Here is a 12,414-nt window from a genome sequence, read left to right on the forward strand (position 1 = left end):
TTATATTATATTATATTATAATTAATTCACTATAATTATACTCCTCATTTGATTCTCGATTTTAACATTCAATTTTTATCATTTTACTTCACGTATATAATTTAATTATTAAATTTATATAATAATAACAATAATACTAATAATAATTTTTCCAATTACTCCAATATGCAATTTTACCATTGACTTTGCTTTCAAACTAATAATTGATCTTTGCGGACTCGAACAATAGTAATATCGCTGGAACAACTAACTCATATACAAAGGGGGTTCACAAATGGCACAGAAAATGATTGAAAAATCTGAAGAAGAATGGAAAAAAGTACTTACGCCTGAACAATATCATGTCCTGCGGCAGAAGGGTACGGAAAGGCCCTTTTCCGGCAACCTGTACTATAACAAGGAAAAAGGAGTTTACACCTGTGCTGCCTGTGGGCAGGAACTCTTTTCTTCGGACACCAAATTTGAGTCCGGAACTGGCTGGCCAAGTTTCTATGATGTTATTTCCAGTGACAGGGTAAGGCTCAAAGAAGACACCAGCTATTTCATGAACAGGATAGAAGTAGTCTGTTCCCGTTGTGGAAGCCACTTGGGCCATGTATTTGAAGACGGACCTGTACCAACCGGAAAACGCTACTGCATTAACACCGTTTCTCTTAATTTCAAGAAAGAAGGAGAAGAAGACAAACAAGGCGGAGAAAGAAGTAAAAAGAGTAGAAAGTAAAGTTCAACAAGCCAAATCTTGTGATTTATAAGTTGATTTATAAGTTTATAGATTGGGGAGAGGAGACTCAAATACTTGAAACCAGCAAAAATATACTTTGAAATAATTGGATTTTTTGTCTTCTTAATTTCCTATATTTTATTTTTCAATATATTATTTTCTATTAAGGAATTAGGAGCCTCGATTTATGTTCCGGGCACACTCCTTTTTGCCCTCTTAGGATATTGGCTGGGAGGGATCCTGTACGAAAAGTATTTAAAATGAAAAACTGCTCAAAAAATAATCAGGTTATCACAATCTAATAAATCTCTATATAGAGATTTTATAAAACTTTATTTTTCATAATATTTATTATAGATTATAACAATCTATTAAATAGATGTTAAAAGCAATAATTTTTGATGTGGATGGAGTTCTTATAGATTCCATGAGTTTCCAGGCCGATGCCTGGGTTAAAACCTTCAAGGAAGTTGGTATTAACATTACCAATGAAGACATTTATGAGCTCGAAGGCTCAAACAACAAAAGATTAATTAAATCAATTTTTGAAAAGGCCGAAAAAGAACCTGAACCCTGGCATTTCGAGAAACTGCCTGAAAAGAAACGTGAGGTTCTCGAATTTGATCGGATAAAACCTTATGAAGGCATCCAATACTGTATTAAGGCATTGAAACGGTATTTCAAGCTCGCTCTGGTCTCAGGATCGCATAATGATACAGTAAATAAAGTTGTCAATAAGTATTTCTCTAACTGTTTTGATGTCATAATTACCGGGAGTGACCTTGAGCATGGGAAACCGGCCCCGGACCCTTACCTCAAGGCCCTTGAAAAACTTGACCTGACAAAAAACGAGTGCATGGTAATTGAAAATGCACCTCTGGGGATAACTGCTGCCAAGAGGGCGGGGCTTTACTGTGTTGCAGTTACGGGTATGCTTGAACCTGAAAAGATAGAGCATGCGGATCTCGTGCTCGAAAACCATGCTGCCCTTTTCAAGTATCTGAAGGGTCTCATTCCAAAATGATATTCCAAAATGATATTCCAAAATGATATTCCAAAATGATCATGGTTTTTCCTGGTCGTTTCCTTAATTCTGCTGAATTTGTAGAAATGTTGCGGAAACTGGTCACATGGAATTCTGTAACACGGAAAATGAAAACGGTCTCAGCGTAATTCAATCTGGATATTACAACCACGAAAAACATGAAAACCACGGAAAAACAGTGTCCTTGCTACTTATTTCCATGTCTTTCGTGCTTTCAGTGGTTTTCAAAAAATTCATTTTTGACATCCTTTAGAATCAATGTACTAGTAATGTATATCAAAATCAGTATGTAAACTGAGCATTCGCAAAGCTAATCATTTTGAGTACTTATTTTATACACAACCTTAACGTTCTCCTAGAAAAACAGATTAAATATGAAACTTATAACTCTAAAACGCTCATTTTAAAAATTAGAAATTAAAGGAAGAAAGAGTAACATGGGAGAGTTATTTAAACTCCTTATTGATGGCACGGTTTTTGGTCTGTTCGTATATTTTTTGCCCCACGCTACTAATTATTGATACTCTTCTCATGTATATATGTTTTTTCTTTTTTTCTATATAATTATTAAATTAGATATATTCTTATGTTTTAAAAATATATTTTGTTCTTTATCTGAGAATATATTTTGTTCCTCAAACTTAATTTTACTATATTTTGACCTTACCTATCTTATTTTTACCATTTTATTCTATATATCCATTTCTTTTTTTATCAGTTTATTAATTAGGAAAACATCTCGCCCGGCTTCCACAAGCCTTATTATAAGTTGCTTGACTGTAAGCCTTTTCAAAAAAAGCTTGAGCGAAAAACCAATTAACGAAGTGGTCAGCTTGATCACAAGCCTTTTCAAAAAAGGCTTGAGCGAAAAACCAATTAACGAAGTGGTCAGCGTGATCAAATGGCTCAACGGTTAAGGCTCAACGATTACAGGTCAATGGTTGTGGCAAAAATCTTTTCAAAAAAAGCTTGAGCGAAAACATCGTTCAGGCGTGGTCAAGCGAGGAGACGAGTGCGATTATAAATTTTATGAATAAAAGGGCAAGCACTTACATGCAAAATTGAATTACACATAAATATAGAACGGGAAAAACGGCAAAACCATGCAAAACCAGGATAATACGAAACTTTAAGGATTTTGTGGACTCGAAGCAAATTTAAAAAAGAAAAAAAGAGAAATGGAGAGTTCGGCTTATAAGCCGTAGTTCTCCTCCGGCAGGAAGACTTTAACTTCATTCTTGTATTTTGTAAGACAGTCATCCATGAACTTGTCCATGTCGTCTGGGAGAGCTTCGAGGGCTGCCTTTGCGTCTGCGAGAGCTTTGGTTTCGAATCTGGAAAGCTCGAGCTTGCCGGCTGCACCTTCTTCGACAATGTTGCAGCATTCGACTGCAGCATTCTTTGCTCTGAGGTAAATGTTGTCTCCGTCCTTGACAATCGACTGACCTACTCTGTATGCGTTGTCGTATGCAAGCATATAGGCCTGTGGGTCTCTGTATCTGTCGGAGAGCATCATAAGGTCCCTGAGAACTTTGTCATTCTTGGTTTCAAGAGCAGTGTTCATGAGAGCACAGTCGTATGCGAGGGTTTCGGACCAGCACTGAACAGTTGTACCACCGAATTCACCGTGATACTCAACAGACTCGTTGGACCAGCAGTCACAGCACTGCATGACCAGGTTACCCATTACATCAGAGTGAGCACAGGTTGAGGTTTTACCTTCCATGGTCATCGGCATACCTGTGATGGCTTTGACGATAATGTTTTCATATCCGCAGTCTTTTCCGGGTCCTACTGCACCTGCTTCGTATGCAACGAGAGATCTTGGAGCAGAGATTGCCCTTGCGATAACTGCGATGGTATGGGCCAGGTTCTTGTTGAGCAGCCCACCACCAATGAACATTGCAGTGTTTGCCTGTGCACAGTCTGTATCACCTGCAGAAACAGTGCCGGTCTTCTTTGCAATGTTGGAAATGTCGGTCCAGATCATTTCCATATCAATGGAGCCGAGACAACCAATTGAGTAGAGTAGACCTGGGATATCGTTCCTGAGAACTGCATAGTCGAAAACTTCCTTACCACCCATGCTCTCTACGGAAAGCAGGTCTGCACCATTCTCAGCACACTGTTCGAATGCCTCAAGGAAGACAGAGTATTTGTCACCTCTAAGCTGCGGGAATTCTCTGTTCTCACGGATGTCACCAATGGTGTGGCGGAGTGCGCACTTTATGCCATATTCATCGTGGTATTTCTCCATAATGGTTTTCTGGGCATGTGCAACTTCTGCTCCCCAGGAGGGGTTGTTGGACATCTGCTGAACGTGTTCGGTTTCAAGGATAATTGCTGGGAAACCAACCTGCACCATTCTCTCCATAACGTCAGTGGTGATCCTCTCATATTCCTTTATGAGCTTTTCTTTGGATGCACCAGCTTCAGGTCTTGGAGCATAATTAATTTCAGGAATAGTGTAACCTGCACCAATTTCGAGGTCAAGACCTGCCTTTACAGGGTACTTGGATACGCCGAAAGTCATTTCGTCTGCGTTTGCGTATGCCATTGAAGTGTATCTTTTTGCTGCCATTTTACTCACCTCAGTGCTTGTGGAATTCATCTCTTAGTTCTTTGATACCTGTAGCTCCTGCAATGATTGCGTCAGCAATCTTTGGAGCGTCAGCGGCTTCTTCTCCATATACACCAAGTTCAAACTGGGATACGAAGTCCTGATTAACTGCGCCGCCACCGCATGCGAATGGAATCTTGATTCCATTTTCAAGGAGCATGTCATTAACTTCCTTGAATGCATACATGGTAGTTGTCATGAGGGCAGTACCTGTGAGCATAATTGGCTTCTCTTTTTGAACTGCAGCGAGAACTTCTTCTGCAGGTACGTCCCTTCCAAGGTCAACTACATTGTAGCCATTTGCCCTGAGTAGAGCGGTAACGATGTTCTTCCCAATGTCGTGAACGTCACCTTCTGCGACGTGGCAGACAACGGTTCCTTTGGTTTTAGGAGTAGCACTAGAGTTTTCCTTACAATATTCGATACCTTCAAGCATGGCATCAGCAGACATCATGACATTAGGGAGGAAAATTACACCTTCGTCATAAAGTCTTATGACAACGCCCATACCGATCATGAGAGCGTCATCGATAAGAGCAATTGGGTCTTTACCAGCTTCGATTGCAGCCTGGAGACCCTCGATAACGTCATCTTCTTCTCCTTCGAAGATGGCCTTTGCGATCGGGTAGATAAGTTCGTCTTTAGGATAGAGCTCTTCTGCGGCTTCTTCAGGCGTCAATGCCTTTTCCAGAGCCACGTTGTATCTGGTTAAAACCTTTTTCAGACTTGCCTCTGTAAAGTCCAACATATTTTTAAACCTCCGTTTTGGTTTTTAGCAAAAAGGTCGCTACCGTTTCCGGGTCTGCAGTCCCGGACATGTTCGGTGTCGTGGGTTTCCGGCTTTACCTACGTGAAGTCTTTTCTTTCGAGGATATTCAGCCCTGAAAAAATCTACAATTTATCCTTTCTACAGGACACTGTCTCCAGATTTTACTCAGAGTCTACCAGCAAAAGAATATTCTCCTTCTCACCGGAACTTTTCCTTTTTGATTAATTTGCATGTCTGCTAATGCTGACACGTCTTTACGGTATTATTAGGGGAAATTATCACATATACCATAACCGACGGAAATTTTTTTCTGGTTTTTACAAAACAAAAAGAGGTCTGAAATTTTGAATCGATTACAAAGCGTTTTACCCTAAAATATTATGCACCAGCTTTTCGGGAGATATTACCCTTAAATTTTTGAAGTAACTTTTCAAAGCATCTGAACTTTTTTTAGATTTATGAGTTTTAGATGCGTGATAAAAAACATATTGAAATAGTTTAAACAATGCAATTATTCAGATAAATCCCATCAAAAATTTCAATGATCATACTCTACTATTTCAGTTTTATACAACTTAATTATTCTGCCATTTAAGGCACTAACAACTTCAAAGTGCATCTAATGCTATCGTTTTTAAAAAAGCATAAAATTATTTTAATATTTTGTAAATTATGCTAATATGATGCTTTCACGTTTGAAATTATTAATCCAAACTCTTTTATATAAATGAATATATCGAATCTCAATATATGGCACAAACGCTTCTTCCTATTCAGGTCGTATAAAGTCAGACTGAAATTTAAATTTTTTATATCTGTCTTTGTGCGGAGACTTTAGTGTCACATGATACAGAGATTTTATATTAATACAAAACGCGATAGAAGTGGTTTGAATGCAACATGAGTTAATAGATGTAGTATTTCGTTCCCAGAAAAGAAGAGACCTCCTTTTACTCTTGGGAGAGAAACCAAGAACAATGGAAGAAATTAAGACCCTTCTTGATGTTTCTCCCACGGCTATCTTACCCCAGATCAAAAGACTTACAGACAGTGACCTTGTTATTCAAAAAAATGGCAACTATGAATTGACAGATATGGGAGATCTGGTTTTTAAAAAAGTTCAATCCCTTGTCAATGTCCTTACTTTACTCGAACGAGACAATTACTGGATTGAGCATGACCTCGGTGGGATTCCTAAGTATCTCCTTGACAGAATAGGAGACCTGAAGGATTGCAAGCTGATTGAACCCGATCCGAGCCAGATTTTTGAGCCGAGTACGGAACTTTTGGATTTCTTTTCCTCATCACGTTATCTAATGGTATTTTCGTCCTTCTACAGGCCTGAGTTCCTTCCCCTTTACACAAGGCTTGGAAGGCTGGAGTCAGATATTACCCTTATTTTCACTGAGTCGGTACTCGAAAAAATTATGCAGAATTATGAAAAGAAGATACGAAAACTTGCCACGCTGGAAAACACCGAGCTTTTTGTATGTAATGATGGGGTCAAGCTGGCTGAACTTATGGTCTCAGACCGTGGAATGATAATTTCTCTCTTTGATAGCAACGGGAGATTTTATTACGAGTATATGTCCTGTTCCGAACCTGAGGCCATAATCTGGGCAAAAGAACTTATTGAGTTCTATAAATCAAGAGCCTGGCAGATCGAGAACGAACAATGTATCGATAATTTGATTGGTACAGCCGAAAGCGAAGCTTTCCCGGAATCCATGATGTTCAGCTTGCACTGATAGATAAAGCAATCAGTTTACAAGGCTGCTTATATGCAATTTGAAAAGTAGTTTGTAGACCAGTTGGCAAGGTCGTTTATTAGGCAATTTGTAAGCGGTTGGTAAGGCAGTTTGTTTAGATGTAAACCATCATCGAATCTCCAACCAAATTTCAGAATTGCTTCAGAATCCCTTTCTGGAGGTTAAATTAAATGAGTACAGAACTTCAGTTAATAGATACAATTTTTTTTTCGGACAAGAGGAAAAATTTGCTTTTACTCCTGAAGGACGGGCCAAAGACAATTGAAGAAATTAAGAAAGGGCTTCAAGTCAGTTCCAGTCCTATAATGGCCCAGATCCGAATCCTGCTCAAAGAAGGGCTGCTGGTGCAAAAAGGAGACAGTTATTGTCTCTCTGTAAAAGGAAAGCTTATTGTCCCAAAAATGGAACCTCTTCTCTCCACTTTTCGGGTTTTCGACGAAAACCATGAATACTGGGCAAGGCAGAATTTGCGGACTCTTCCTCCTCAATTGCTGGACCGAATTGGAGAACTTGGTAGCTGTAAAGAGCTTTTACCTGGGAAGACCCATATTTTTGATTACCCTCCTGAAATTATGGACCCCCTTTACAAGTCTAGGACAGTCATGGAGATTTCTTCAATTTTCCGTCCCGGATATCCAAGTCTATATCTGGATCTTGCAAAAAGAGGTATTGAGGTCTCACTTGTCTTGGAAAGGCAAATATGTGAAAAACTAATTTCTGACTACAGGGCAGATGTGAAAGAGTTCTTAAACATGGAAAATGCGCACCTTTTTGTCTGCGACCATAAAATTGAGCTTGCTTCCAGTATTGTTACAGATCGCTTTATCTCCCTATCCATGATCTCTAAAGAAGGAAGGTACTATAACCATGAGATGGTAAGTCTTGAGAAAAGTGCCCTTGTATGGGGGCAGGAACTTTTTGACTATTACAAAGACCTGTCCGAACAAATAACTCAAATTTAATTTTTTAACCAATTTAATTTTCAAACAGTTTAGTTTCCAACTAATCTAGTTTTTTCATCAGTTTAGTTTTTCATCAGTTCAGTTTTCAATCAGTTCAGTTTTTCATCAGTTCAGTTTTTCATCAGTTCAGTTTTTCATCAGTTCAATTTTTAGCTAATTTAGTTTTTTTCGTTCCCAAAGCTTGAAATAATCTTAAGTTCCAGCTTATTTAAGCGATGAAAAAACAAGGTTTCCCACCAGTCATTGACGTAAATACTGAAATCCTGATTCTTGGGTCTCTTCCAAGCGACGTTTCTATAAGGAAGCATCAATACTACGGGCATCCGGGAAATGATTTCTGGAGACTACTTGGCAGTATTATCAGAGAAGACCTTCAGAACATGAATTATCAAAATCGGCTTGAGACCCTGAAACGCAATAAAATAGGGCTTTGGGATGTTTTCAAAGCCGGAAAAAGAGAAGGAAGCGAGGATACAAAGATAAAGGACGAAGAAATAAACCAATTTTCAATGCTGAAAGATATGACTCCGAACCTTAAGCTGGTTCTTTTTAACGGCAAGAAATCCGGAGAGTATGAACCAATTTTGAGGGTAATGGGATATGAAACAAAAGTCCTCCCTTCGTCAAGCGGAGCAAACCGGCGATCTTTACAAAGTAGAAAATCGAAATGGGAAGCAGCTTTCAAGTGTTGATCGACTTTTTTTTATTGACCAGCTTTGTACCCATTCTTCCGAATAATCGGATTTTGTTTGCAGAACCTACTTAAAATGTGGAATTCAACCTTCTCCAGGTTATTCGCTTGTTATGGCTCCATTGGGGCAGGCTTCTTCACAGGCTCCGCATTCGACACATTCATCTTCATCGACAACTGCACAACCTTCTTCCTCATCAATAACGATTGCTTCTACCGGGCACTCGTCCACGCAAGTTCCGCAGCCTGTACACTCTTCTTTATTGACTTTTGCTGGCATTTTATGGCTCCTTTATTTTTTCCAACTTCTTTTATATATTTCTTCTACTACTCTATCCAGATCAGTGCCTTAGATTAGTATTTTAAAATCACATCTGGATTTAGAGTCCAAATTAGTCTGAAGTTCAGGTAAGTCTAAAGTTCAAATAAGTCTTAAATTCAGATTAGTCTGAAGTTCAGATACGTCTTAAATTCAGGTAAGCCTGAAATCTATATGAGTCTGAAGTTCAGGTTAGCCTGAACCTATTTTTTAATTATATCATTTTATATATATAAATTTGAGTGTACAAATTTCTCACCTCATTTTACCGACAAAGTTTCTTTATACTCTTTATATTCTTTACATTCTTTTTTCATTCGCTGATAATTCGGGATTTTTCCAGCCGATTCAAAATTTCAAGCAGCTTCTTTTTGAACCTGTTGACTTCCCGAATCTGCTTAAGATATGCCTCCCACTCTTCTTTCTTTCCAATAGATTCCAGCGTCTCCTTTATTCTTCGAAGGTATATTGATGCTACTTCATAAGATCTTACTTTTGCTTTGGAAATCAAATCTTCTGCAATGTTTTTCCAGATTTCAATCGCAACCTCAGGATATTTGTCCTTTACGGCTTTCGCAATTTCTTCTTCTAAGATGGATCGTCCGGATTTCTCGGCTTCACCTTTTCTTTTTTTAAACTCTTCATACCAGTGAACTACCTCATCAGCATCATCTTCTTGAATAGCTATCTGTATCAACAGATCAAGGACAGGAGGTTTAATTTTTTTTAACGAGCTTGATTCCAGCAGCCCTGTTTTTGGGAGAGAGCCAGGAAGAATTGAAAGCTCTTCTGCAACTTCAGGCTTGTTGACTGGCAATTTTCCGTTTTTCAAATACTGGAGGGCAGACTCTCGGATTTCCTTCCATTTCCCTATTTTTTTAGCGGCTTTCTGCATCCTGATATAGCTGGACAGTTGTGGAAATTTGAAAAATTCTTCTGTTTCAAGAGCAGCTACAAAAGACCAGTTTTCCTCTATCTCGTTAATTTCAATAAGAGTTTGCAAGAGCTCGTAGGCGGTGCCAGGATCATATTCTCTCAGTTTCTTGATTCCCCTATAAATCCATTCTTCAGCTTTCTTTTTTTGCCCGGAATCGAGCAGTTCTCTAACAAGCCTTGTATAATTGCCTGTCCTTTCGGCTTCGAGCTCGGAGATCGGGATAATCTCTTCCGAATGACCAGCTTTTCTCAGGGCATCGATAAGCCTGTCAATAACATAATCCCGTTCCCAGGATGACTCGTACAGGATGTCTGTTTCTTTTTCTTTTGCGGCTTCTTGGAACCGGACTTTCAGGGCTTCTGCAAATAGCATCCACTCTTCCTGAGTATGGTCTTCTCTCCATAGAGTGGGTGCATTCAGAATGTTGTAATCGTCTTTTAGCTCAAGCTCAAGGGCGTAAAGCATTTTCTCATGTGCAGAAAGAGAGGATTGGGATAAAGCCCTGAACACTACATCTATGCAGTCGGAGATTTGTGTTCCTATATCCCCTTCGTCATATTCTTCAATTTCTTTATATCTATCCATAAGCTCTTTTCCAATATCGAGCAGCTCGTCAGGATGCCCTGAATCAAGGAGGCTTTCCAGCCGAATCTGTACCTCTGAAAAATCAGGCATTTCTTCGCCTTCGTAAGTCCAGAAATCAGAACTCTTTAATTCTCTCCATAGCTCGTCCATCTCGGAATAGATACCCCCAATAACTCTTTCCGGATTTTCAGAGGCAAGGGTCTGGCGGTCCTTCAGATATCTGCCAAGCATGTTATCTTTCTTTGCAAACGTTGTCAGTATCTCGATTAATTCCGGTTTTTCCAGCTTTTCCAGATATTCCTGGAAAATCCGTGGAGATGCCTCGGCCTCGTAGGCTTCAGAAACTCCGGCTCCTGCAAATCCTCGTCTGGATCTTTTAATAAGGATGTCTTCCTCAGTAACAACCGGCACATCTTCTCCCTGCTCAATAAGGTCAAGATATTCAAGTACGGCTGCAACTCCGTGTTTGCAGTCATGCCCGACAGGACAGGTACAGATAGAACTCAGTTTCCCGTTTTTCAGGGAAACTTCAGTGAAATACTCTATTGTTCCCTCTACCCGCGCGACTAGGCTGCATGAGGAAGTGCATTTGAGTTCTTTCACCCGCTTCTCTTCCTGATACTTGATCCCCTTTGCAGTGGCTTTTCCTCCAGCCCAATCCTGAAGGTCACTCCATTTAAGTTCCTTGAAGGTCCGGGCATTTTTGCTTTCTTCTTGCATATGTGATTATTTATATAAACGTAATATAAAAATAAACTTTAGCTTCTGTTATATAATTCAGTGTTTTAGGTGCCAGTTGCAAGCCAGCATTGCAGAGGACGAAATCTTGTTTTTTAGATGTTAACTACTAAGCTGACATAGAATTGCTGAATATCGAAGAGCTGAATATCGAAGACGGTCTCAATTACTTGTTTTTAAATCCCTATTGTGTGCCTCAATGGTGTGGAGCCGTCAGAGTTTAAGTCCGAAATTTCCTGTGTCAATCCAGTTCACTGAGATAAGAGACCAGAAATCCACTGCGAACTTACTCAGGACATATTCATAGGGCAGCCAGCCATATCCCTGATCTCCCCAGCCTGTGCCCCATGAGTTGCGAGTCAGGAAGGAACCAGTGGTTTCCTTGTTGCTTAGGTGTTTTTGATTTTCATATCATCGTCATATCCGACAGCAACGACTGTATGGCCCCATATTGCCTGTTCTTTGGGACCTGGGAAGGGGATTCCACCTTTTACCATCTGTATCGTTGAAAGAGGGAAAACCAAAGAAACCAAACATTGAAGGTATTCCTGCCGCAAGGTACTTTTTCACGCTAAAAAGAACATCTGAAGGCAGGGTGTTCATACCCTCTGTGGGTCATGGCAGAAATATTTCAGGGCTTCAAAATTATCGGCAAGCGAATATACAAAGTTCGAGGTTTCTTCATCAAAGGTTGGTTCCCCTGCCGGGCCCGGGATTTTTCTGTCAATATAAGGGTGATATTTCTCAGGAGGGGTCCCGCAAAGAACAAGGGCTGCCATAGTATCTCGGAGCCAGGCTCCGGTATCTCCTTTAACGCCCATCAGGTTTCTTGTCGTCTTGTAAACAAAAAGCCTTGATCCGTCATGTATTTTCCAAAGGCCCGACTCTGGAAGTATTCAATCACTCCTACGCTCGCGTGGGCAGTACAAGAACCCAGATCCATCTGATTTTCAATCGGTGAACACCAGCTTCTAAGATCTACCAACGTGGGCAGCTCAGGAACTTTAGATTTCTTTTTGGAGGATAGGAGACCGAGTTTTTCTGCCATTTCGGGAATTTTGGTATCTTCTATTGTTCCTTCTGTGTAATCTCTCAAGTCCGGCAATGGAGGAAGCTAAAGAAAGTCTAAAAATTCATTAGTAAATCCTTCTGGTGCCCAATTAATATATTACCCTCATCTTGTTACAACATTTTGCTTTGATAGATGACTTAAATTTGAATCGAATCCATGGAAAACTTTGTATATATTGTAATATAT

General features: G+C 39.7%; 12 protein-coding genes. 6 read left to right on the forward strand and 6 right to left on the reverse strand.

Annotated elements, in window-relative coordinates; all coding sequences use genetic code 11:
• Nucleotides 1-274 precede the first annotated feature (274 nt).
• From msrB to A9239_RS11725, 3 genes are all read left to right on the forward strand, one after another.
• The gene (gene msrB / locus A9239_RS11715) at nt 275-721 is read left to right on the forward strand and encodes a peptide-methionine (R)-S-oxide reductase MsrB (protein WP_048154249.1); all 447 of its coding nucleotides are present in this window, start codon (nt 275-277) and stop codon (nt 719-721) included.
• Nucleotides 722-796: 75 nt separating this feature from the next.
• The gene (locus A9239_RS11720) at nt 797-985 is read left to right on the forward strand and encodes a hypothetical protein (protein ID WP_048154252.1); all 189 of its coding nucleotides are present in this window, start codon (nt 797-799) and stop codon (nt 983-985) included.
• 115 nt (nt 986-1,100) lie between these two features.
• Nucleotides 1,101-1,745, forward strand: coding sequence for an HAD family phosphatase (locus A9239_RS11725; RefSeq protein ID WP_048120369.1), 645 nt, complete (start codon nt 1,101-1,103; stop codon nt 1,743-1,745).
• Between the two features lie 1,213 nt (nt 1,746-2,958).
• Here A9239_RS11725 and mtaB read toward each other — a convergent pair.
• Entirely contained in the window at nt 2,959-4,347 is a 1,389-nt protein-coding gene (gene mtaB / locus A9239_RS11730) for a methanol--corrinoid protein co-methyltransferase MtaB (RefSeq protein WP_048123305.1), read from the reverse strand.
• A gap of 10 nt (nt 4,348-4,357) precedes the next feature.
• The gene (gene mtaC, locus A9239_RS11735; RefSeq protein WP_048120367.1) at nt 4,358-5,134 is read right to left on the reverse strand and encodes a methanol--corrinoid protein MtaC; all 777 of its coding nucleotides are present in this window, start codon (nt 5,132-5,134) and stop codon (nt 4,358-4,360) included.
• Between the two features lie 914 nt (nt 5,135-6,048).
• On the opposite strand from mtaC, the gene A9239_RS11740 reads away from it, so the two are divergent.
• The 3 genes from A9239_RS11740 to A9239_RS11750 all read left to right on the forward strand — a co-directional run bounded on the left by A9239_RS11740 (nt 6,049) and on the right by A9239_RS11750 (nt 8,578).
• Nucleotides 6,049-6,903, forward strand: coding sequence for a winged helix-turn-helix domain-containing protein (locus tag A9239_RS11740; protein ID WP_048120365.1), 855 nt, complete (start codon nt 6,049-6,051; stop codon nt 6,901-6,903).
• 191 nt (nt 6,904-7,094) lie between these two features.
• On the forward strand, nt 7,095-7,886 hold the full coding sequence (locus tag A9239_RS11745) for a winged helix-turn-helix domain-containing protein (protein ID WP_048120363.1): 792 nt from the start codon (nt 7,095-7,097) through the stop codon (nt 7,884-7,886).
• A 215-nt stretch (nt 7,887-8,101) separates the two neighbouring features.
• Nucleotides 8,102-8,578, forward strand: a complete 477-nt coding sequence (locus A9239_RS11750; protein WP_048154254.1) for a DNA-deoxyinosine glycosylase — start codon at nt 8,102-8,104, stop codon at nt 8,576-8,578.
• A 99-nt stretch (nt 8,579-8,677) separates the two neighbouring features.
• On the opposite strand, the gene A9239_RS11755 is transcribed toward A9239_RS11750, so the two are convergent.
• The 4 genes from A9239_RS11755 to A9239_RS20500 form a co-directional block, all read right to left on the reverse strand.
• Nucleotides 8,678-8,857 carry a 4Fe-4S binding protein gene (locus A9239_RS11755; protein ID WP_048120359.1) on the reverse strand — a complete coding sequence of 60 codons (180 nt, stop codon included), beginning with the start codon at nt 8,855-8,857 and terminating at the stop codon, nt 8,678-8,680.
• 352 nt (nt 8,858-9,209) lie between these two features.
• On the reverse strand, nt 9,210-11,138 hold the full coding sequence (locus A9239_RS11760) for an SWIM zinc finger domain-containing protein (protein WP_048154257.1): 1,929 nt from the start codon (nt 11,136-11,138) through the stop codon (nt 9,210-9,212).
• A 617-nt stretch (nt 11,139-11,755) separates the two neighbouring features.
• Entirely contained in the window at nt 11,756-11,977 is a 222-nt protein-coding gene (locus A9239_RS20495; protein ID WP_230628821.1) for a hypothetical protein, read from the reverse strand.
• On the reverse strand, nt 11,977-12,252 hold the full coding sequence (locus A9239_RS20500) for a hypothetical protein (RefSeq protein WP_230669002.1): 276 nt from the start codon (nt 12,250-12,252) through the stop codon (nt 11,977-11,979). The genes A9239_RS20495 and A9239_RS20500 overlap by 1 nt, the downstream gene beginning before the upstream one ends.
• Nucleotides 12,253-12,414 lie beyond the last annotated feature (162 nt).

It is taken from the genome of Methanosarcina sp. A14 (assembly GCF_001729375.1).
Classification (GTDB): domain Archaea; phylum Halobacteriota; class Methanosarcinia; order Methanosarcinales; family Methanosarcinaceae; genus Methanosarcina; species Methanosarcina barkeri.